Annotated in this window: 20 protein-coding genes; 4 read left to right on the top strand and 16 right to left on the bottom strand. The window is 69.2% G+C overall.

The window, feature by feature from the left end; all coding sequences use genetic code 11:
- Positions 1-61: 61 nt before the first annotated feature.
- Together CXP56_RS10995 and CXP56_RS11000 are read right to left on the bottom strand one after the other, a co-directional pair.
- Positions 62-1,501: a CoA-binding protein gene (locus tag CXP56_RS10995; RefSeq protein WP_286901002.1), complete on the bottom strand. Its 1,440-nt coding sequence runs from the start codon at positions 1,499-1,501 to the stop codon at positions 62-64.
- A complete protein-coding gene (locus tag CXP56_RS11000; RefSeq protein WP_084609203.1) occupies positions 1,488-2,177 on the bottom strand; it encodes a TetR/AcrR family transcriptional regulator in 690 nt (229 codons plus the stop codon). The genes CXP56_RS10995 and CXP56_RS11000 overlap by 14 nt, the downstream gene beginning before the upstream one ends.
- A 198-nt stretch (positions 2,178-2,375) precedes the next feature.
- Here CXP56_RS11000 and CXP56_RS11005 point away from each other — a divergent pair, with 198 nt between their 5' ends.
- On the top strand, positions 2,376-2,636 hold the full coding sequence (locus CXP56_RS11005) for a hypothetical protein (RefSeq protein ID WP_028847747.1): 261 nt from the start codon (positions 2,376-2,378) through the stop codon (positions 2,634-2,636).
- A 30-nt stretch (positions 2,637-2,666) separates the two neighbouring features.
- Here CXP56_RS11005 and CXP56_RS11010 read toward each other — a convergent pair whose 3' ends face one another.
- The gene (locus CXP56_RS11010; protein ID WP_156899208.1) at positions 2,667-2,981 is read right to left on the bottom strand and encodes a hypothetical protein; all 315 of its coding nucleotides are present in this window, start codon (positions 2,979-2,981) and stop codon (positions 2,667-2,669) included.
- On the opposite strand from CXP56_RS11010, the gene CXP56_RS11015 reads away from it, so the two are divergent.
- On the top strand, positions 2,980-3,858 hold the full coding sequence (locus tag CXP56_RS11015) for a 3-hydroxyacyl-CoA dehydrogenase family protein (protein ID WP_286901005.1): 879 nt from the start codon (positions 2,980-2,982) through the stop codon (positions 3,856-3,858). The two genes, CXP56_RS11010 and CXP56_RS11015, sit on opposite strands and share 2 nt — an antisense overlap.
- A gap of 25 nt (positions 3,859-3,883) precedes the next feature.
- The gene (locus CXP56_RS11020; RefSeq protein WP_286901007.1) at positions 3,884-4,675 is read left to right on the top strand and encodes an enoyl-CoA hydratase/isomerase family protein; all 792 of its coding nucleotides are present in this window, start codon (positions 3,884-3,886) and stop codon (positions 4,673-4,675) included.
- Positions 4,676-4,699: 24 nt separating this feature from the next.
- Here CXP56_RS11020 and CXP56_RS11025 read toward each other — a convergent pair whose 3' ends face one another.
- Positions 4,700-5,761, bottom strand: coding sequence for an MBL fold metallo-hydrolase (locus CXP56_RS11025; RefSeq protein ID WP_286901008.1), 1,062 nt, complete (start codon positions 5,759-5,761; stop codon positions 4,700-4,702).
- A 165-nt stretch (positions 5,762-5,926) separates the two neighbouring features.
- Between CXP56_RS11025 and CXP56_RS11030 the strand changes: the two genes are divergently transcribed.
- Positions 5,927-7,210 carry an MFS transporter gene (locus tag CXP56_RS11030; RefSeq protein ID WP_028847749.1) on the top strand — a complete coding sequence of 428 codons (1,284 nt, stop codon included), beginning with the start codon at positions 5,927-5,929 and terminating at the stop codon, positions 7,208-7,210.
- On the opposite strand, the gene CXP56_RS11035 is transcribed toward CXP56_RS11030, so the two are convergent.
- The 12 genes from CXP56_RS11035 to CXP56_RS11090 form a co-directional block, all read right to left on the bottom strand.
- Positions 7,198-7,809, bottom strand: a complete 612-nt coding sequence (locus CXP56_RS11035) for a flavin reductase family protein (RefSeq protein ID WP_286901010.1) — start codon at positions 7,807-7,809, stop codon at positions 7,198-7,200. The genes CXP56_RS11030 and CXP56_RS11035 overlap by 13 nt on opposite strands.
- A 16-nt stretch (positions 7,810-7,825) precedes the next feature.
- On the bottom strand, positions 7,826-8,653 hold the full coding sequence (locus CXP56_RS11040) for an SDR family NAD(P)-dependent oxidoreductase (RefSeq protein WP_286901012.1): 828 nt from the start codon (positions 8,651-8,653) through the stop codon (positions 7,826-7,828).
- Positions 8,610-9,404 (bottom strand): enoyl-CoA hydratase/isomerase family protein, encoded by a 795-nt coding sequence (locus CXP56_RS11045; RefSeq protein ID WP_028847752.1) that lies wholly within the window; start codon positions 9,402-9,404, stop codon positions 8,610-8,612. The genes CXP56_RS11040 and CXP56_RS11045 overlap by 44 nt, the downstream gene beginning before the upstream one ends.
- Before the next feature lie 40 nt (positions 9,405-9,444).
- Positions 9,445-10,497: an acyl-CoA dehydrogenase family protein gene (locus CXP56_RS11050; protein WP_028847753.1), complete on the bottom strand. Its 1,053-nt coding sequence runs from the start codon at positions 10,495-10,497 to the stop codon at positions 9,445-9,447.
- Positions 10,494-11,669: an acyl-CoA dehydrogenase family protein gene (locus CXP56_RS11055; RefSeq protein WP_028847754.1), complete on the bottom strand. Its 1,176-nt coding sequence runs from the start codon at positions 11,667-11,669 to the stop codon at positions 10,494-10,496. Before CXP56_RS11055 ends, CXP56_RS11050 begins: the two co-directional genes overlap by 4 nt.
- Positions 11,666-13,789 (bottom strand): acetate--CoA ligase family protein, encoded by a 2,124-nt coding sequence (locus CXP56_RS11060; protein ID WP_028847755.1) that lies wholly within the window; start codon positions 13,787-13,789, stop codon positions 11,666-11,668. Before CXP56_RS11060 ends, CXP56_RS11055 begins: the two co-directional genes overlap by 4 nt.
- Before the next feature lie 28 nt (positions 13,790-13,817).
- Positions 13,818-14,576: an SDR family NAD(P)-dependent oxidoreductase gene (locus tag CXP56_RS11065; protein WP_028847756.1), complete on the bottom strand. Its 759-nt coding sequence runs from the start codon at positions 14,574-14,576 to the stop codon at positions 13,818-13,820.
- A 45-nt stretch (positions 14,577-14,621) separates the two neighbouring features.
- The gene (locus CXP56_RS11070) at positions 14,622-15,404 is read right to left on the bottom strand and encodes an ABC transporter ATP-binding protein (protein WP_245566646.1); all 783 of its coding nucleotides are present in this window, start codon (positions 15,402-15,404) and stop codon (positions 14,622-14,624) included.
- A gap of 33 nt (positions 15,405-15,437) precedes the next feature.
- Positions 15,438-16,361 (bottom strand): cyclase family protein, encoded by a 924-nt coding sequence (locus CXP56_RS11075; RefSeq protein WP_051310170.1) that lies wholly within the window; start codon positions 16,359-16,361, stop codon positions 15,438-15,440.
- The gene (locus CXP56_RS11080) at positions 16,348-18,279 is read right to left on the bottom strand and encodes a flavin-containing monooxygenase (RefSeq protein ID WP_286901014.1); all 1,932 of its coding nucleotides are present in this window, start codon (positions 18,277-18,279) and stop codon (positions 16,348-16,350) included. Before CXP56_RS11080 ends, CXP56_RS11075 begins: the two co-directional genes overlap by 14 nt.
- Positions 18,280-18,331: 52 nt before the next feature.
- Positions 18,332-19,417: an ABC transporter substrate-binding protein gene (locus tag CXP56_RS11085; protein ID WP_156899210.1), complete on the bottom strand. Its 1,086-nt coding sequence runs from the start codon at positions 19,415-19,417 to the stop codon at positions 18,332-18,334.
- A gap of 80 nt (positions 19,418-19,497) precedes the next feature.
- On the bottom strand, positions 19,498-20,370 hold the full coding sequence (locus CXP56_RS11090; protein WP_038045031.1) for an ABC transporter permease: 873 nt from the start codon (positions 20,368-20,370) through the stop codon (positions 19,498-19,500).
- Between the last annotated feature and the right edge of the window lie 118 nt (positions 20,371-20,488).

A 20,488-nucleotide genomic window follows, 5' to 3' on the forward strand; every position in this document is an offset into this window, starting at 1 on the left:
TGCGGCGCCGCCAGGCACCGTCAAGGTGCGTGGACGACGCCGGGCGAGGAAGCGCAGGACGCTAAGCCGGGCCGATGTCAGCGGCCCGGCGCAGGGCGTACGCGCAGCGAGCCGCATCCGAGAACGCCAGCACCCCGAGCCCGGCGAGCCTGCGGACCGCGTCGGGTGAGCCTCCCGCCCACACCACCACGACGAGCTTGCCCACCTCGGAGGCGATCGCCGAGATCTCGGCAAAGACGTGCTCGTCGAGGTGCGGCATGTTCCCGAGGGTGAGGATCACGGCGTCGGTGCCGTCGTGGCGCACGCACACCTCGAGGACGCTTCGCAGGGTGTGCCGTCGCGAGAAGATCGCCCCGGTGGCGTCGATCGGGTTGTCCAGGACGGCCTGCTCCGGCAGCAGGCGGCGCAGCTCGGCTTTGTCGCTGTCCTGCCATCGGGCAAGGCCGAAGCCCTCTTGGGCCAGGGCGTCGACCATGAGCACGGTCGCACCGCCCGATGCCGCGACGACCGAGAACCGGGCGTCCTTGCGGCACCGCCTGCTTGCCGCTGCTCGCGCGATGTCGAGCATTTCCTCGATGGAGCGTGCCGTGAGCGCCCCTGCGCCGTCGACGGCGGCACGCCAGCTCTCGTCGTCGAACGGCTCGAGCCCGCTGTGTCGGCGGGCTGCGCTCCGGCCTGCGCCCGTCACGCCGCCGCGCAGGAGCACCACGACGACATCCCGCTGTCTCGCGTACTGCAGTGCGGAAGAGAACGCCGCGAGGTCCTGCGTCCCCTCCAGATAACCGAGCACAAGTCTCGGCGCGTACTCGTCCACGGTCTTGGTCAGCAGCTCCGCGAAGGTGAGATCCACCTCGCGGCCGGTGCTGATGTACCCCCCGATCTTCAGCCCGGACGCGTGCGCGGCGCTCAGCACGTAGCCGCCGACGCCGCCGCTTTGGCTCAGGATGAACACGTCGGACGGGACGAAGTCGAACTCGCCTTCCGTTGCCGTCCCGAAGTTGCCGGCGAACCGCGCATGCCCGCCGTGTACGCCCAGGCTGCTGGCGCCGAGGATCCGCGTGCCCGGGTATCGCTCGCGCACCCGAGCGAGTGCGTCGTGATGGTCGTCCGAGCCTGGCGGGTCCGCGCTGATGAGGACGACGGCACGAACGCCGCGGCGCGCGCACTCCTCGGTCACTGCGACGGCGCCCGCGATGGGGATCGCGACGATCGCGACGTCGGGCGTCCGCGGCAGCGCGGTCACCGACGTGTACGCGGGAAGCCCTTGAACGATCTCCGAGCCTTGGCTGACCGGGAACACCTCGCCCTCGTACCCGTGGGTGACGATGTTCCTGAGCACGCGTGCACCCGGCTTACGCAGGTCGTTCGACGCGCCGACGACGGCGACGGAGCGAGGCTCGAGCAGGGTGCGGACGACGGGCTCGTGCGCAGCACGACCTAGGTCCGCATCGGACGCGGCGCGATGCGGCGCGGGAGTCGAGCATGTGTCACCGGAAGTCATCTGGGTGCATGTCGTTGCGCTGGGGACCGGCGGTGCCGAAGACGAAGAGCCGCCACAGCTGAGTCGCGAGGTCTTCGACCTCCTCGACCCTCAGGCGCGGGTGCGCGCGCGACGCCCAGTTGCACACGCCGAACAGCGAGAAGGCGACGGTCCGGGTGTCGCACGGGGCGATCACGCCGAGCTTGATGTCACGCTCGAAGGACGCCTCGACCAGCCGCCGGTAGGTGCGGCGGTTCTCCTTCATCTGCCTGCGACGCGCGTCGCTGAGCTCACGCTGGTGGTCGATGAAGGCCTGCAGCGTCCCGGGGCTGTCGGCGATGACCTGCAGATGCTCGAGGATCACCTCGTACACGACCCTGGTGGAGGAGACGCCCTTCTCCACGCGCGCCCGCTGCGACTCGATCAGCGGCATGATGTACTGCAAGTGGATGTTGAACAGGATCTCCTCTTTGCTGCGGAAGTAGTGGTAGAGCGTGGGCTTCGCGATGCCCGCCACTTCCGCGATCTTGTCCATCGTCGCGCTGTGGTAGCCCATGTCGCGGAACAGCAGACTTGCCAGCCGCACGATCTCGTCCCGCCGGGACTGTCCCTGAGCTGCCGTGTGCGACGCCGACGACGTCGGCGTCGACCTTATTGGCGTCATCTGTCGACCTGCTTCCTTGTCGGTCGGGCTCATACCGTCCTCAGCCAAGAACTCCCGTTGTCCGGTCACGCATGACCCTAGAGCTCGCAGGCGCGAGCCCGCCTCTCGTCGAGGCTTTCGCCTGCTTGACGTCGGTCGAGCCCGTGGGGCAATATTACCGCGCCAACCGACCAATCGGTCGGGATGGTCCTTCTCGGCAAGGAATGTCGTAGCACCCGGCGGACACGGTGTGTGGATTCGACCCGCTCGACGTCCCGCGTCGACGTCGAAAGTGGCGGCCGCACGGCCGCCGTGGACCGGCCGGAGACGAGGAACGCGCTCGATGACGGAGCTCGCGGGATCTCCGGGAAGACCACCCCGGCCGCCATGGGCGGGCACGCGCTCGGCGGTGGCCTCGCTGGGGCATGCGACATCCGCATCGCCGTCGAGGACGCCGAGCCGGATCCGCTTGGAGCTGGTCTGGGCAACCTGCCCGATGCGGTCGGGCAGTAGTGGTTGTCGCGCTTGGAGGTGCCGTGGAGGTCAACCTCGGCGGGCGCCCTCCTCGCCTCCGGCGGGGCCCGGTGCGCCGGTCCGCTTGCCGAGGTGACCGTGCCCGAGCAGCTGCTGCTGGGCACAACAGGGCTGTTGGGAACGAGCCCGTCCGGGCACGGCTTGCACGGCCGCCTCGCCCAGTTCGTCGCCCGGGTCGCGTTCGACGTGGACGAGACCGCGGGCCTGCTCGCCGAGCGACCGTGCCAGGCGTTGCCGTATTCGGCCGACGGCCAGCTCGAAGGCAGTCAGGTGCACTTCGGGTGCCGACGGCCCCGGTTCAACGGAAGGTGGAGCGACGCTCATGAATCACACGGCAGTCATCGGAGCCGGCACCATGGGGGTCCAGATCGCGCTGCTGCTCGCACTGCACGAGCATGACGTCACCCTCATCGAGCGCGACGAGTCCACCCGGCGTAGCGCCCTCGAGCGAGCCGACGCCGGCCTCGCGCGCCACGCGTCGCGCGGGCGCATCTCCCATGACGCAGCCGAGGCTGCTCGTGCGCGGATCGAGGTGCACGCGGACCTCGACGCGGTCGCCGGAGCCGGCCTCGTCATCGAGGCGATCACCGAGGTGCGCGACCTCAAGCGCGACCTTCTGGCCGGCCTCGATCGTCTCCTCGAGCCGGATGCGCTGCTTGCGTCGAACTCCTCGAGCTTCGTTCCCTCCTCCCTGGCCACGGGGATCGTGCACAAGGAGCGCTTCCTCAACATCCACTTCTTCAACCCCGTGCTCACCATGCGGGCCGTGGAGATCATCGGCGGGCCGGACACCGCCGTCGCGGCGGTGACCCGCGCAACCGCGCTTGTCGAGAGCCTGGGCAAGGTGCCCGTCGTGCTGAAGAAGGAGATTCCCGGGTTCATCGCGAACCGCATCCTGAACGCCGTGCGCGACGAGGCGCTCCGCCTCTGCGAGGGCGGCTACGCGGGCATCGAGACGATCGACCAGGCCTGCCGCCTCGCCCTGGGGTACCCGATGGGTCCGTTCGAGCTGATGGACCTGACCGGCATCGACATCGGCTACGCCACGAAGAAGGCCCGCTTCGCCGAAACCGGGGACCCGGCCGACGCGCCGTCGCGAACCGTGACGCGCCTCGTCCAGCAAGGCACCCTCGGGCGCAAGACGCGGCGGGGCTTCTACCACTACGACGAGAACCTGCGCCGCGGCGAGCCGGCGATCTGAGCGTCTGGGACGGAGGCGAGACAGCATGCCCAGCACCCAGGAGCGGGCCGGCGCAGCGGGCACCGAACCCCGGATCCTGACCGAGGACCGCCAGAGCGTCCGCCTGATCACCCTCAACCGGCCCGAGCGCCGCAACGTGCTCGACCTGCCCGCCAGGGCGGATCTGCTGGCAGCGCTTCGCGCCGCCGAACACGAGGCACGAGCTGTCGTCCTCACTGGTGCGGGCGGATTCTTCTGCGCGGGAGGCGACATACGGGCCATGACCGCCGATCCGTCGGAAGCGGCCAGGCGGCTCGACGTTCTCGCTGCGCTCGCCGGCCAGCTGGTGCACAGCTCCGTCCCCGTGGTCGCTGCCGTCGAGGGCGGCGCCTACGGTGCCGGGCTGTCGCTGGTCAGTGCGGCGACATATGTGGTGAGCGGAGCGACGGCACGCTTCGAGGCGTCGTTCGGGCGGATCGGCCTCGCCCCGGACACGGGCTTGACCTGGACGCTCCCTCGCCGCATAGGCCACGCCCGCGCACGCCGGATGTTGCTGCTCCTCGATGCCTACGACGCCGACCAGGCGCACGCTGCCGGACTTGTCGACGAGGTCGTCGACGACGGCCAGGCCCTGCCCCGTGCGATTCAGGTGGCCAAGCGGCTGGCCGAGCTGTCCGCGCCGATGGTCGCGGCGACCTCGGCGCTGCTCGCGCAGGGCCACAGCACGGTCGCCGAGGCCGCTGCCGCCGAAGGACGGGCACAGGTCACGCTGCTGCAAAGCAGCGAGTCGCAGGCGCTGCGCGCGCGGTTCCTCGACCGCTCTGCGCGCAGGCGCTGATCAAGCGCCACGGACGCGCCCGCCTCACGCCGCGCTCGGGTACCCTGCCGCACCCCATGCCTCGGCGAGCGCATCGGGGCGGATCATCCGCCAGGTGAGCGGGATGCTCTCGGCGTCCATGTCCACGGCGCCGACGTCGTGCAGGAAGTGCAGGTGCGACAGCACTTCGCCCAGCGCGGCCCGCTGCTGCAGGCCCTTGATCTCGTCCCACCTTCGCGACCACGTCAGCTCACGCGCCAGCTCCAGGGTCGTGTGCGGCGAGCGGTCGGCAAGGACGACCAGGATCTCGTCGAGACGACGGCGGTGGTGGACGAACAGTGCATCGACCCGCGCGGCGATGTCGGTGAAGTGGCGTTCGTGGCCAGGCAGGACCCGCGACACCGCCAGCCGCGCCACCTTGCCAAGTGATTCCAGATAGTCGGTGAGCGCGCTCGCGCGGTGCCCCACCATCGTCGAGACGTTCGGAGAGATCCGCGGGAGCACGTGGTCCCCGGTGAACAGCAGGCCGCGCCCGGCATCCTCGAAGCAGACGTGGCCCGGCGTGTGCCCTGGCGTCCAGTGCACGACCAGCTCACCGCCGGGGACGGACACGACGTCACCGTCGTGGACGAAGCCCGGTGCGCTCACCTGGTCGGGAAACGGCGGCAGCGCCGGCAGCAGCGAGGCCGCAGCCAGGCTGTCGGTGTCGTCCACTCCCGCCAGGGCGAGCCAGTGCCGTACCCGTTCACCGTGCGCCGCGCCCTTGGGCACGAGCATCTCGCGGTCCTCGCGATGCAGCCGGACGCGTGCTCCCGACACCTTCGCGAGCCTGCCCGCCAGCCCGCTGTGGTCGCGATGGCCGTGGGTGAGCAGGATCTGGTCGACCCGTGCGGGGTCGGCGCCGATCGCCCGCAGCCCGTCCACGAGGGCTGTCCACGACTCCTCGGTGGGCCAGCCGGGGTCGATGACCGTCGCGGTGCCGTCCTCGGCGACGTACGCGTAGCACAGCGAAGCGCGCAGCGGATGCCGTGGCATCGGAACCCTGATCGACCAGACGCCTGAGTCGATATTCTCGACCGCTGATTCCGGCGCCGTCGGGTCGTTCATCCGCCATCTCACCTTGGGTTTTCCGCTCCCGACCGATTGGTCGGTCGTGTACACTCTCGCGCATGGACAGCGCTGCGTCAAGCCGGATCCGGCCAAGGAGATTCCCTCCTCCGACCCTCTCGCCGAAGCGTCGCAGCAGCCGTCCCGGATCGTGCGAGCCCGCCGATGTCCACGCCCGGCGGTGACCGGCTCTGGCGGAGCGTCGTCCTCTCGGCGCTGCTGCCCCTGGTGCTGTACTCGACGGGCGTCGGCGCGCTCATGCCCGCCATTCCGCTGATCGTCGCCCGCATCAGCGAGCCGCTGTTCGACGACCGCTCGACGATCCTGGCGGTCTCCGGAGTCGTGGCGGCCATGCTGATGGTCGGAGAGCTCATCGGGTATCTGCCGAGCGGGCGGATCGTGACGCTGCTCGGCGAGCGCAACGCCATGCTGGCCGCAGCAGGCCTGTCGCTGGCCGGCATCGGTGTCTGCATGCTCCTGCCGGGGCCGTGGGCGGTCGGCGTCGGAGTGTTCCTCGTCGGCCTCGCCACCGCGCTGTTCTCACTGGCCCGGCATGCCTTCATCACCACCTACGTCCCCCTGGTCTACCGCTCTCGGGTGCTCGCCGCCGTCGGCGGCCTCTTCCGGCTCGGGCATTTCGTCGGTCCTTTCCTCACGGCCTACGTCCTCAGCACTTTCGGCAGCCTGGAGTCCGCGTACTGGATCCATGTCGCGACGTGCACCGCGGCCGCCGTCGTGCTGCTGTTCACGCGCGATCCCGAGACCGCGGCCATGAAGAAGACGACGGCACGCGCGGTGGCAGCCGCACCCCGCTCGGCAGGGATCGCCCGTACGCTGGTGAACCGCCGCGACGTGCTGCTGCGGCTGGGGACCGGCGCGGCGGTGGTGATGGCGCTGCGCGCGGGCAGGACCGTCATCATGCCGCTGTGGGGAGTGAGCATCGGCATGGACGACTCCTCCGTCGCCCTCGTCGTCGGCATCGCCGGAGGCGTCGACTTCGCGCTCTGCTACCTCGGCGGCTGGTTGTGCGACCGGTTCGGACGGATGTGGAACGCTCTGCCGAGCACGCTGGGCCTGGCACTGTCCTTGCTGGTCCTCGCCTTCACCGCCGGCTTTGCGAACCCGGCCGTGTGGTTCGTCGTGTTGACGATGACCATGTCCGTCGCCAACGGGATGGGCACCGGCATCGTTCTCACGCTCGGTGCCGACCTGGCCGACCCGGAGGATCCGGCGCCGTTCCTCGGCGCGTGGCGGTTCATCGGAAGTCTCGGCAATGCCGGCGCTCCTCTCGCGGTTTCCGCCGCGACGACGGCGGTGTCACTGCCCTTCGCCGTCGGCGCGCTCGGAGTGATCGGGATCGCGGGCGCAGCGATCCTGGCCCACGGGATCGCGCGATACATCCCAGGCGAGTCGCTGCGTTTGCGGTCCAGGCGCGCTCAGCCGCGCTGACCGTTCGGCCGGAAGCGGAACAGCCGTCCGATCGTCGCGTAGCTGGGGCCTGCGATGCGCGCGAGCGGCCGGAGCTGGTCGGTCTCGATCTTGCCGTCGCGGTAGAGCTCGTCGTGGACGTGCGCGAGTACCACGCGCCCGACGACGAACTGGGAACCGGCGTTGCCGAACGTCATCACCTGCTCGAGCGCACACTCCAGGGCGACCGGCGCGGTCGACAGCCGCGGTGTCCGGACGAGGCGGGAGGGTTCGGTCCGCAGGCCGAGCTGCTCCACTTCGCTCACCGTCGGCGGGAAAGGTTCCGCCGACGCATGGACGAGCGCCGCTTCGGACTCGTGGGCCACCTGGAGCACGAACTCCCGCTCACGTTGGATGTTCGCCGCGGTGTCCTTGAGCGCGCCCGCGCGGCGGCCGATCGAGATTCCTACCAGGATCGGTTCGTAGGACACGAACGTATAACAGCTGAACGGCGCCAGGTTCACCCGGCCGTCCTCGTGCAGCGTGCTCACCCACGCGATCGGCCGCGGCACGACGACGCCGGTCATCAGCCGGTAGCAGGCCGCAGCGTCGAGCGTCGCCGGGTCGAGCTGCACCGTCATGGTCGGTCCCCGGCTCTCACGGCGCGATGAAGGAACCGCCGTTGATGTCGATCGTCGTGCCGGTGACATAGCCCGCCTCGTCGCTGCACAGGTACGAGACGAGGCCGGCGACATCCCACGGCGTCCCTTCGCGTCCGACCGGGATCCGGGCCCGGGAGGCCGCCTGCACTTCCGGCGCGCTGCGTGCCGACATCGGCGTCGCGATGCGTCCCGGCGCGACGGAGTTCACGGTGATCCCGTGCTTTCCCACCTCGAGAGCAAGCGTTCTGGTCAGCCCGTTGATGCCGGCCTTGGCGACACCGTAGGGCAGCCCGGCGACACGCGCCCCTTGCCTGCCCGCCGTCGACGAGATGTTCACGATGCGACCCCATCCCGCCTGGATCATCGAGGGCAGCACGGCACGGGTCACCAGGAACGGGCCGCGCAGATTGACGGCCATGACGGCGTCCCACTCCTGTGTGGTGGTCTCGATCGGCGGCACCCGGTAGCCGTCCGGGCGCTTCGGCGAGATCGCAGCGTTGTTGACCAGGCACGCGACGCCGCCGCGCTCCGCGACGATCGACTCGACGGCCGTCGTCACCTGCTCTTCCGACGACACGTCGACGGCCATCGCATCGACACTCTGGGTGTCGCCGATCCAGGCTGCGTCCTGCGAGCCGAGGACGTCCTGCAGATCCCACGCGACGACGCTGAACCCGTCCCGGGCCAGCAGCTGCGCGATCGCGGCGCCGATCCCGCGGCCGCCGCCCGTGACGATCGCAACCCGCTCCATCGCTGTCCTCCCTTGCTCCCGGTCCGGATCAATACCCGTGGTAGACACCCGGACGGCGCTCCTGGCGTGCACGCAGCGCCTCGAAGTGGTCCTGTGTCTTCATGGAGATCCGTTCCCACGCCAGCGAGGCGTCGAGGACGTGGCTGTTGACCAGGTGCACGAACCGGTTGATCGAGGCCTTGGTCGCGCGCACGGCGTACGGCGGCTGAGCGGCGATCTCCTGGGCGAACGCGAGCGTCTGCTCGCACAGCTGCGCGGCCGGGACGACGCGGTTGACCAGGCCGAGGTCGTAGGCCTCCTGTCCGCTGAGCATCCGTCCCGTCATCAGCAGCTCCTTGGCGCGGAGCGGGCCGACCAGCAGCGGCCAGACCACCGCGCCGCCGTCGCCCGCGACGAGCCCGACGTTGACGTGCCGGTCCCCGATCGAAGCCGCGTCCGACATGAACACGGCGTCGCAGAACAGCGCGATCGTGGCGCCGAGCCCGGCCGCCGGCCCGTTGACCATCGCGACAAGCGGCTTCTCGACGGAGAGCATGGTCGTGATGAGGTGGCGTCCGCGCGAGTACACGCGCAGCGGCTCCCCGCTGGCTTGGTGCCTGGCGGCCATCGTCTTGGTGTCGCCTCCGGAGCAGAAGCCGCGTCCCGCCCCGGTGATGACGACGACGCGGGTGTCGTCGTCGGAGTCGACCTGCCCGAACAGCTCCTGGAGCTCGTGGTGCATCTCCGGGCTGACCGCGTTCAGCCGCTCCGGACGGTTGAGCGTGACGACTGCGACCCCGTTCTCTTCGTAGTCGACCGCAAGGGTGGATGTCGACGTCAGCACGTGCGTTTCTCCTCTCGTGGTCTCTCGGCGTGCAGGGCGCTCAGACGTCCGCGAAGAGCGCCTCGGACCCGGCCTGCTCGTCGCGGATGGCCACGCCGAGAGTCCGGAGGTGGAACTGACGGGAGCCGTAGCTGTGCTCGAGCAGCTTTCCCCGCTTCAGCCAGAAGTGCAGCGGGTGCTCCCAGGTGAAGCCGATCCCGCCGTGGAGCTGGAGCGCGGAGTCCCCGACGAGGCGCGCCGCGTCGCTGGCGGACGCCATGGCGACGCTTGCCGCCACCGCCGCGTCCGGCAGACCCTCCTGGTGGGCATATGCCGCATACCAGCTGCACGGCCGTGAGCTCTCGACGGCGACCCACGCGTCGGCCGCCAGATGCTTGACCGCCTGGAAAGTTCCGATCGCCCGGCCGAATTGCTCACGCTGCTTGGTGTGCTCGACGGTCAGGTCGAGCATGCGTCGCGACACCCCGTTGAGAACCGCGGCGGTCGCCCACACCGCGCGGAGCCGCGCTTCGTCCAGCGCTCCCTCGCCGAGGCGGGCGTGCGGTGTGAACGCGTCCGGGCGTGGCTTGATGCGACCGAGACGACTGGTCGGATCGGGCGAGTGGACGGGTTCGACGGTGAATTGATCGCGCTCCAGCACGTACAGCCCGTCCTCGGCGGCCACGAGCGCAACGTCCGCGACGTCCGCGAACAGGGCGACGGTTCCGCCTGGCATGACCGCCGCGGTGCTCACCGACGCTCCACTGAGCAGCCCGGGGAGAAGGCGGTCGCGCATCTCGTCGTCGGCGAACCGGTGAATGGTCGGCACCACGACCGCGACCGTCTCCGTCAACGGAAGCGATGCACCGGAATAGCCGAACTCCTCGAGGCTGCGCACGACGTCCTCGGAGCGCACCCCGAGCCCGCCGTCGGCCTCCGGGATCAGGGCACCCCAGAACGACAGGGAGGAGACCTCGTCCCACAACGAACGGTCGAACTCACCCTCGGACCACACCCGCCGCACGTGGTCCAGATCGCACTTCGCCGAAAGGACGTCGCTCAGGCCGGCGGCGAGCTCGGTGGAGGTGGCGTCGGATCCGTACGAAAGGGTCATCGCTTCTCCTTCGGCATCCCGAGCACACGCTCGGCGATGATGTTCCGCTGGATCTGGTTCGACCCAGCGAAGATGCGCGTCGCGCGGGCATGCCAGTAGTCGGCCTCCCACAGCGGATACCGCTCCGAAAGGGCAGGCTCGGTGCCCGTCGCGGTGGCCAGCGCATGCAGCCTCATGCCGGTCTCGTAGATCGCCGCCTCCATCTCCGACCAGAACAGCTTGTTCAGGCTGGCCTCGGGGCCGAAGCGACCGTCGGAACTTTCCGCGATCGTGCGTCCGACGTGGTGCCGGTACCTGCAGACCTGCATGACGTGCCAGCCGAGTTCTTCCAGCGTCGCTGAGTCGTCGGCGCCGCCCGAGGCGATCGCCAGGTGGCGAAGCTCCTGCAACAAGGGGAGGTATTTCACGTACGAGCGCCGTCCGATGCCGCGCTCCAGCACCAGCGCGCTCATGGCGACGTTCCACCCGTCGCCCATCTCGCCGACGGTGTTCGCGACCGGGACTTCGACGTCGTCGAGGAACACCTCGGCGAAGGTGCGCCGTCCGTTGATCTGCCGGATCGGCCGGACCTCGATGCCGGGGCTGCGCATGTCGATGAGGACGGCCGTGATCCCCCGGTGCTTGGGCGCGTCGGGGTCGGTCCGCACGAGGGCGAACATCCAGTCGGCGTACGTCGCGCCCGACGTCCAGATCTTCTGGCCGTTGATGACGTACCGGTCCCCGACGACGCGGGCGCTGGTGCGCAGGGCGGCGAGGTCGCTTCCTGCCTCCGGCTCGCTGAAGCCCTGGCACCAGACCTCTTCGCACCGCAGGATCGGCTGCAGCCAGCGGCTTCGCTGCTCCGGGGTGCCGTGCTGCATGAGCGTCGGCCCGACCAGCATCAGGCCTTGGATGTTCAGGCGCGGCGGGGCCGATGCACGCTCGTACTCCTCCTGGAAGATCATCCGGTGGGCCGCACCCATGCCCTTGCCGCCATACTCGACCGGCCAGTGGATCGCCGCGTAGCCGTTGTCGTAGAGCACCCGCTCCCACGCGCGCCTGCGTTCGAGTACCTCCGGCGACGTGAGCGGGCGTGCGCCCACCAGGTCGCGTGGCACGTTGGCGCTCAGCCACTGACGGATCTCTGCGCGCCACGCGGCTAGATCCTTCGCGGCCGCCGTCTCCGTCGTCATGCGCCAGACTCCTTCCCTGTCACGAAAACCAGCGCGTCCACCGCGCACACCCCGTCACCGCGTCGTCCGACGATGACCGGGTTGATGTCGATCCCCTCGATGCAGTCGCCGACTTCCCCGACGAGGTCGACGACCCTCATCACGCAGTCGACGAGGGCATCGACGTCCGCGGGTTCCTCTCCGCGGTAGCCGTCCAGCAGCGCCGAGATCCGCAGCTTGGACAGTGCTGTTCTGATCCGCTCCGGGTCGGCGACCGGCAGCCGGATGACGACGTCGTCGAGCAGTTCGGTGAGCACGCCTCCCGAACCAAGCACGACGAGGAGGCCGAAGTCGGGGTCGCGCTTGACGCCGAGCAGGATCTCGCGACCGGGCGGTACCGCCTGCTGGACGGTGAACTCCACGGTGAGCGCGAGCTCTTCCTCGATCCGCTTCGCCATCGTGCGCGCGGCGGTGGCCACCTCGTCGGCCGACCGAAGGCCCAGCACCACGCCGCCGTGCTCCGACTTGTGCTGCAGCTGCGGGTGCAAGGCCTTGAGGACGACCGGGAAGCCGAGGGTTTCCGCGGCGGCTGCGGCGTCCTCGGGCGTCGCCGCCACCTTCTCCGCCACGGTCGGGATGCCGTAGAGACCAAGCAGCCGCTTGCCGGTGGCCTCGTCGAGGACACCGCCGGTGTTGCCGCGCGCGATGAGCTCGCGGGCCTGCTCGCGGCGGGCGGGATTCACCTCGACCGGCTTCGGCCTGCTTCCGGGCGGAACCGGCCGGCGTGCGGCGATCGCGCGGAGCGCGTCGAGCGGTTCGCGGTAGCACGGCACCCCACGCGCGCTCAGCTCGGTCTCCGGACGGCCGCTTCCGCCGACCCAGACCACCACGAGCGGCGTCTGCGATGCGGACGCCTTCTCCGCGATGATGTCGACGAGGGCGGCCTCGTTGTTCTCCAGGTTTCCGAGCATGAGCACGGCGACGTCGGTGTCCGGGTGCGTGAGCAGTGCGTCGAGCACCGGCGCGAGAACTTCCGGGCGGCCCCCGGCCCCCGTCATGTCGATCGGATTGCCCAGGGCCGAGTAGCTCGGCAGCGCCGCCGCGAGCTTGCTCCGCCATTCCGCGTCCCATTCGGCGAGCGTGAGCCCGAACCGCTCGCAGTAGTCCGCGGCCAGGATCCCGGCGCCTCCGGACGTCGTCGCGATGCTCAGGCGAGAGCCCCGGGTGACGTGCTCTACCGCCGCGAGCTCGACGTAGTCGGCCAGCTCGCGAATGGTGTCCAGCCGGTGCACGCCGTAGTGCTCGAAGACCGCGTCGTAGACCCGGTCGCTTCCGGCGAGCACCCCGGTGTGCGAGGCGATCGCGCGCTGACCCTTGTCGGAGCGCCCTGCCTTCATCATCGCGATGGGTTTGCCGGCGTCCTGCGCGCGCTCGAGCGTTTCGATGAAGCTCTTGCCGTCGCGGATGCCTTCGATGTACCCGACGATCGACGTGACCGCGGGGTCGTCGATGGACGCGTTGATCATGTCCGTCAGCGAGACGTCCATCTCGTTGCCGGTGCTGAGCATCGATCCGAGGCCGACGCCCTTCCCCTGGCACAGGTTGAAGATGAACGCACCCATCGCGCCGCTCTGCGAGATGAGGGCGACGCCGCTCTGCCGGAACCGGAACCGGTCCTGGTCGAGCCCGGTGTTGATGGTCGCGGCCAGGTTCACCCGCGTGGAGACGATCCCCACACAGTTGGGCCCGAGCACTCGCGTGCCGCTCCCCGCGACGCAGGCCCGCAGCTCGTCCTGCATGGCCCGCCCGGCTTCGCCCGTCTCCGCGAAGCCCGCCGAGACGATGATCACCGCGGGGATCTCGTGCTCCACGCAGTCCCGCAGGCCTTCCAGGACGTGGCGGGCGGGCGCCACGACGACGGCCAGGTCCACCCGTTCCGGCAGGTCCCGGACCGACGAGAACGACGGGAAACCCTGAACCTCCTGGTGAACCGGATTGACCGCGTACGCCCGCCCGTGGAACCCGTACTTGCGCAGGTACCTCAGCGTGCGGCCGGACGGCTTGCGCGGGTCGGTCGACGCGCCGATGACGGCGACCGACTCCGGCGCCATGAAAGCCGCGTACTCTCGCGCGTTCAGCATCTTGAGGCCATCTCCGCTCTCGTCGGGCTCAATAGACCGCCCGGCCACCGCTGAGGTCGAACACGGCGCCGGTGGAGAAGCTGCATCGGGACGAGACGAGGAACCCGATCATCTCCGCCGCTTCGTGCACCTCGCCGGGACGGCCGAGCGGGATCCGGGAGATGAGGAATTCGTGGTAGTCCGGGTTGACCTTCTTGTTGAGCGGTGTGGTGAACACCGTCGGGGCGACCGCGTTGACGAGTACCCCGGTGCGCGCGAGTTCCTTGCCGAGGCACTTCGTCATGCCGATGACGGCGGCCTTCGCCGACGAGTACGCGGACGAGCCGGCGTTGCCTTCCTTCCCGGCCATGCTCGCGATGTTGACGATGCGCCCGTACCCGTTCGAGGTCAGGTGAGGGATCACCGCCCGGCACATGAGGAAGGTGCCGTCGACGTTGATGCGATAGATCATCTTCCAGTAGTCGTACGACGTCTCCCACAGCGGCGCTTGCGGCCCGGTGGTGCCTGCGCTGTTGACGAGGATGCTCGGACTCCCGGCGGCGTCGACGATGCTCGACACCGTCCGCTCGACCTCGTCCTCGTTCGACACGTCGCAGCGCACCGCCTCGTAGCCGAACCCGTTTCCGGAGACGGGGACGACCTCGCCCGCGGGCGAGTCGTAGCTGAGGTCGACGCTGAACACCCGCCCACCGCGACGGGCGATGTGCTCGACGGTCGCGGCGCCGATGCCGCTCGCGCCGCCGGTCACGATCGCGGTCTGCCCACTGAAGATCTGCTCGGGCGTCATTACTGCTGCACTCTCCTCATTGCGTGGCACTGGCGACGGCTCGGCTCAGACGCGGTGGTCGGCGTGGTCCTTGAGGATCGTCCAGAGGCGTTCCTCCAGGTCGCGGAAGCCCGGCGAGGTGCGCAGCTCCGGATCGCGCGGGCGGGGGAAGGGGACGTCGACGGAGTCGACGATCCGTCCGGGACGTGCCGACATCACCAAGATCCGGTCGCCGAGGAGGATCGCCTCCTCCAAGCTGTGGGTCACGAACACGACCGTCCTGCCGGTGTTGCCGACGATCTCCAGCAGCTCCTCCTGCAGCCGGCGCCGCAGCTGGGCGTCGAGCGCAGCGAACGGCTCGTCCATGAGGAGGATCTCCGGCTCGGCGACGAGGGCGCGCGCGATGGCGACCCGCTGCAGCATGCCGCCGGACAGCTCCATCGGATAGGCCGACTCGAACTTGCCGAGATCCATCCGGTCGAGCCATTCCCGCACGCGCTCGGCCTTCTCCGCCTTGCTGAGCGTGCTGCGCGCGAGCCCGAGCGCGACGTTGTCGAAGACGCTCATCCACGGGTAGACGCTGTAGTCCTGGAACACCATGGACGTGAGCGGCCGATCGCTACTCGCCTTCGTGATCTCCACGGCGCCCTCGCTCGGCCGCTGGAGCCCGTCGAGCATCCGCAGCAGGGTGGACTTCCCGCAGCCGGAAGGCCCGACGATCGTCAGGAACTCACCCTCGTAGACGACGGCGTCGACGGTGTCGAGCGCGGGAACGTCGGTCCGTCCCCGGTAGACCTTGCTGACGTTGCGAATGACCGCCTTGACCGGCCTGGCTGCGTTCTCCACCACCTGGCTGTCCTCCGATCTCGGTGGGTTGGCTCGTCACTTGATCGCGATGGCGTTCGGGGGCGACCCGACACCGCCGACGATGCCGAGCGGGCTCGAGGTGACAAGGCAGTCGGCGAACCCGTCGGCCGAACACTCGGCGGCCAGGTCGTCCAGCCACCACAGCTCGCCCAGCGGCATCCCGAGGCGGGCCAGCAGACGGTGGTGGAGCGATCCCTCCCGCTTGCTGGGCAGCGCCTCGACGCCGGGAGCGTCCGAGGCGATCGCCAGGAATCCGTGGTCCCAGAGGTATTCGGCCACCGCCGCCGACGCTTCGAGCCCTGGCGCGACGCGCGCGTCGCGAACGGCCTGCCGCCGTTCGAGCGGTTGGCTGCGGTACCAGGAGATCCAGCCGGTACGCACCAGGAGGATGTCGCCGCGGCGGTACTCCACACCGGCTGCTTCGCGCGCCGCCTCCAGCGCGTCGATGCCGACGGCCGTCGACGCCGCGAATGCGTCCGTCCCGCCCGCTGCCCACAGGGCGTCGCTGATGTCCAGCACGACGCCGCGCCCCACGATGCCCCGAGCCGCCCAGTGATGCACCCCGTGCTCTTCTCGACCCAGGCCGTTGTAGAAGCCGAGCTCGGGATCCGGCACGTGCAGGAACCCGTCCCACTGGGACGAGGACTGCGGATAGAAGTTGTCCAGCACGTCGTCGAGGTTTCCCCTCGGCGTGGTGAACACGTCGTGCCGCGGCAGCTGGCGCTGGAACAGCGGCGGGGTCGGCTCGGTCAGCGGCAGGTTGAGGGAGAACACCTTGCCGCTGCGCACGGACCGCACCGCCCCGAGGACGGTTTCGGCCGACTGCCGGTTCAGCGTCCCGAACACGTCGTCGGCGCCGAAGACCCCGTGCGCGCTCCCGCCGGGGAGGTCGGCCCAGCGCTGCTCCCGCGTGCTCGGTGCACGGTCACGCGAAGACATGCGTGTCCTCCGACTTCCACAGGATCTGCGCGTAGTCGTGCAGGCGCCACGGCATGTTCACGTTCTGCCGACCGAACGAATTCACGTAGTAGTTGCGGTCCTTGGGCGCCTCACCTTCCCAGATGAGCCGCTCCATCTCGATGTCCATCAGCGCGTTGTACTTGTCGAACGCCTCGACGGTGACCTCGCACCGGCGGTGGCCGGACTCGATGGTCTGCACGATCAGGCCGGCTGCGAAGTCGATCCACAGCTCGAGCGCGGCCACGTAGCTGCCGCCGCGCGGCTGTCCGTTCGGCCCGTACATGATGAAGAAGTTGGGGAAGCCCGGCACCTCGACTCCGGCGTAGGCGCGCGGGCCGTCCTTGGCCCAGACGTCTTCCAGGGTCCGGCCGTCCGGCCCGTAGTACTTGGCAGGCAGCGTGTACTTCTCGACCTCGAATCCCGTGGCCAGCACGAGCGCGTCGCACTCGTAAGCGGTCCCGTCCGCCGCGATCACGCTGTTGCGTCCGAGCGCGGCCACTCCTCGGGGGATCAGGGTGACGTTCGGCTTGACGATCGCGTCGTACCAGCCGTTGTCGACCACCAGGCGCCGGGCCAGCGGCGCGTAGTCGGGCGTGCACGCCTCCCGCAGGTCCGGGTGGTCGGCGAGTTTCGTCGCGATGTAGGCCTTGAGGTTCTCCCGGAGGCCGTCGTTCCTGCGGCTCACCAGGCCCCCGGCCGCCTGCCATGCGCGGTCGTACTCCTGGGCGTCACCGAGCGACCCGCGGATGAGGCGGGCGTTGAAGCACGACCACTTCCAGTAGAAGGGCACGTTGTCGTGCAGCCACTGAATCTGTTCGGAGACCTTCTCCTTGTATTTCTCCAGCGGCGAGATCCACTGCGGCGTGCGCTGGAAGACGGTCACGTGGTCCGCCTTGTTCGCCAGCCACGGCAGGATCTGCACGCCGGTCGACCCGTTGCCGGCGATCGCCACCCGCTTCCCGGTCGGATCGAAGCCCGGGTCCCACTGCGCGCTGTGCACGATCGGTCCCTCGAACTCCTCCAGGCCGGGGAACGCGGGGATCTTCGGCGTGGAGAACAGACCGGAACCGCTGACGACGAAGTTCGCCGTCTCCTTCCACTCCGCACCGGTCTTGTCGCGCAGCACGAGCTCCCACATCGAGGTCTCGGCGTTGAACCGGCCTTCGACCAGCTCGGTCTCGAGGCGAATGTGCGGCGTCACGCCGTACGAGCTCGCCACGTACTCGAGGTACTGCCGCACCTCCTCCTGCGACGCGTAGTGCTCCTTCCACGGGTACTTTTCGACGAAGCTGAACTGGTAGACGTAGCTCGTCGTGTCCACGCGCGCCTCGGGGAACTGGTTCCGCTCCCATGTCCCGCCGATGCGCGGCTGCTTGTCGACGACCAAGTAGGGGATGCCGAGCTCTTGCAGCCGCACCGCCATCCCGATGCCGCTGAAGCCGGCCCCGACGACGAGGACACGCCAGCCGGACGGGTCGACGTCGGTGGACCACCTCGCTCGCGTCGACACGCCGCACGCCTCCTCGAGGCCGAGCTCGCGGATCGCCAGCCGGAACTCCGCCTCCCGCGGTCGGGTTCCCAGCAGGAACCCGACCGCGTCGCGGATGCGGTCCTGGTCGAAGTCCAGAGCCATGGCCGACTCCGGACGCTGATCGAGGTCGGGCGAGGTCAGCAGCTCGAACGCCAACTCCCGCACCCTTTGCGCGTCGCTCTCGCTGAGCGTCTGCTCGATGAAGGCGCCGCCACGACGCTCCACTTCGATCGTGCGCATCACCAGCAGCTCGGGGTTGCCCGTCATCAGATACGTCACCGCTCGCAGTACGTTCGGATGGGCGTGCTGGAGGCTTTCCTTGACCTCGTGCGGGTCCAAGCGTCGGGTGTCTCCGATCGAGGGCACGGTGCATCCCGCCTCGTTCTTCACTGGATTTCGGTCCTCTCGTGCGCTCTGGTCAGTCGCGGGCGAGAAGCTTGTTGGCGAAGTCCATGAACCGCTGGTCGATGACCTTGTCCTCGGGCAGCGGCTCGTCGTACTGGAGCAGGTCGTCCCAGCTGCGCCAGGTCTGGTCGAAGGTCCGCGCGTAGTTCTCCGGGAACTCCATCGGCAGGCTGTAGATCGGCGTCGTCATCTTCTTCAGCGCGTCGACCGGCTGCCCGAGCAGTTCGGCGAAGTACTCCTCGCGGCCGCGCAGCCACTCGCCTTGCAGCTCGTCGCGGTAGAGCTCGGCCAGCGCAGCGACGAACGCGTACCCGCGCTCGGGGTGGTCGCGGAGGATCGACTTGCCGAAGGCGACCGATCCGTTGGGGAAGCCGAACTCCATCTGGCGCGCGACGAAGACGGCGTGGCCCGCCTCCTCCACCGTGGCCGTGATCGGCTCCTGGATGAGGCCGCAGAACAGGCCACCCTTCTCCAAGGCGGCGACCTGGTCGGCGGTGCTCATCTGCACCACCTCGACGTCGGTGACCGGGATGTCGTTCTCCTTGAGGTTCTTGACGATCTGGATCATCGACACGCCGCGGTTGGCCTGCGAGGAGCCGATCTTCTTGCCGCGGATCATGTCCCAGGAGAACGGCTTGCCGCCCATGTCGTCGACCCGGCAGTACAGGCCGTCCTTGGCGTCCTCGGCCTGGATCTGGGTCGGCGCGACGACGGCGAGGTCGGCGCCGTTGTGGATCGCGTTGAACATGCCGACGTCGGGTGCGCTGTAGTTCCCGTCGAGCTGCCCGGTGGACATGAGCGGATAGGAGTCCGTGCCGGGCATGTTCTCGATCTTCACGGTGAGGTTCCGGCGCTTGAACGCGTCGTGCCCGGCCGCGGCCATGTACAGCGGGATCGTGAAGGCGGTGGGAGCAGCCGTGGCGATGGTGATCGTCGCGGGCTCGGCGAGCACCCCTTCTTCGTCCATGACCCCGTCGGCGATCAGCTGCTCCGCCGAGCCGGCGGCGGAAGTGTCGTCGCCGTCACCCATCCCCGCGCATCCGGTGGTCAGCAGGAGCGCGCCGACGACGAGTCCTGCACTGAGTCTCTTGGCGTACACTCGCAGGTTCCTTTCTCTCCATTGAGACAAGGGATTCGCACGCTTGCGGCCTGGCCCGCTCGGCGGGAGCGGACGGGCGGCTAACGGCGGCGCTTCATCGACTTCGGACCCCAGGGCACGGCCACTCGCGCCGCGATCGTGACGAGCTTGGTCAGGACGTAACCCAGCAAGCCGACGCAGACGATCCCGGCGTACATCCGCTCAGTGGCGAAGATCTGCCACGACCGCCAGATCAGGCTGCCGATTCCTTCGCTGCTCATGACGAACTCGACGCCGACGATGAGCAGCACGGCGTTGCCGACCGCGATGCGCAGGCCGACGAAGTACTCGGGGAGCACCGCGGGAACGAGCACGCGGCGCAACCGCTGGCCTCGGGTGAGCTCGAGCGACTCGGCCGTCTCCAGGTAGCCGTGCGCGACGCCCATGGTCGCCTCGAGCATCGTGATCCACGCGATGAAGAAGGACCCGATCGCGACGACCACGATGCGCGGGGGTTCACCGAGGCCGAGCAGCAGCATGAACAGCGGCAGCACGGCAAGCTTCGGAACGGTGTAGAGCCCGGACAGCAGCGGGTCGAAGGCTGCGCGCAGCGGGCGGACCAGCCCCATGGCCATGCCGACGACCGTCCCGACGACATTGCCGACTACCAGGCCGATCAGCAGCGTCCGGATGGTGACCAGCAGCGCGGTCGGCAGCATGCCGTTCTCCACGAGCTCCCAGCCGGTGACGGCGATCGAGCTCGGCGGGGGGAAGAAGCGCACGTCGATGATCCCGCCCCGGGCCGCGAGCTCCCACAGCAGGATCAGCACAATGGGCGTCGCGACGGCCAGGATCGTGTTCTGCCTCTTCAGGCGCCGTTCGTACTTGTCGGGATCTCGGTCGGTGACCCGAGGCTCGATGACGACTTTGACCGGGTTCGGCGTCGCTGTCCGCGACTTCTGTATCACGTTCATGGCCCCTACTCGGTCTTCCATCCACGGAAGTCTGGGCGCCCTCTGGTCCGAAGTGAGCACCCCGCCCGCGGGTGCGACGACTCCGCTCGGCTACGTCTGATTGCTCATCCAGTGAGAG

It is taken from the genome of Thermocrispum sp. (genome assembly GCF_002919275.1).
Classification (GTDB): Bacteria; Actinomycetota; Actinomycetes; order Mycobacteriales; family Pseudonocardiaceae; genus Thermocrispum; species Thermocrispum agreste.

Coding starts and splice junctions, on each gene's coding strand:
- CXP56_RS10995 (WP_286901002.1), bottom strand. CDS start 1,501: ATGACTTCCGGTGACACATGCTCGACTCCCGCGCCGCATCGCGCCGCG.
- CXP56_RS11000 (WP_084609203.1), bottom strand. CDS start 2,177: ATGAGCCCGACCGACAAGGAAGCAGGTCGACAGATGACGCCAATAAGG.
- CXP56_RS11015 (WP_286901005.1), top strand. CDS start 2,980: ATGAATCACACGGCAGTCATCGGAGCCGGCACCATGGGGGTCCAGATC.
- CXP56_RS11010 (WP_156899208.1), bottom strand. CDS start 2,981: ATGAGCGTCGCTCCACCTTCCGTTGAACCGGGGCCGTCGGCACCCGAA.
- CXP56_RS11020 (WP_286901007.1), top strand. CDS start 3,884: ATGCCCAGCACCCAGGAGCGGGCCGGCGCAGCGGGCACCGAACCCCGG.
- CXP56_RS11025 (WP_286901008.1), bottom strand. CDS start 5,761: ATGAACGACCCGACGGCGCCGGAATCAGCGGTCGAGAATATCGACTCA.
- CXP56_RS11030 (WP_028847749.1), top strand. CDS start 5,927: ATGTCCACGCCCGGCGGTGACCGGCTCTGGCGGAGCGTCGTCCTCTCG.
- CXP56_RS11035 (WP_286901010.1), bottom strand. CDS start 7,809: ATGACGGTGCAGCTCGACCCGGCGACGCTCGACGCTGCGGCCTGCTAC.
- CXP56_RS11050 (WP_028847753.1), bottom strand. CDS start 10,497: ATGACCCTTTCGTACGGATCCGACGCCACCTCCACCGAGCTCGCCGCC.
- CXP56_RS11055 (WP_028847754.1), bottom strand. CDS start 11,669: ATGACGACGGAGACGGCGGCCGCGAAGGATCTAGCCGCGTGGCGCGCA.
- CXP56_RS11060 (WP_028847755.1), bottom strand. CDS start 13,789: ATGCTGAACGCGCGAGAGTACGCGGCTTTCATGGCGCCGGAGTCGGTC.
- CXP56_RS11065 (WP_028847756.1), bottom strand. CDS start 14,576: ATGACGCCCGAGCAGATCTTCAGTGGGCAGACCGCGATCGTGACCGGC.
- CXP56_RS11075 (WP_051310170.1), bottom strand. CDS start 16,361: ATGTCTTCGCGTGACCGTGCACCGAGCACGCGGGAGCAGCGCTGGGCC.
- CXP56_RS11090 (WP_038045031.1), bottom strand. CDS start 20,370: ATGAACGTGATACAGAAGTCGCGGACAGCGACGCCGAACCCGGTCAAA.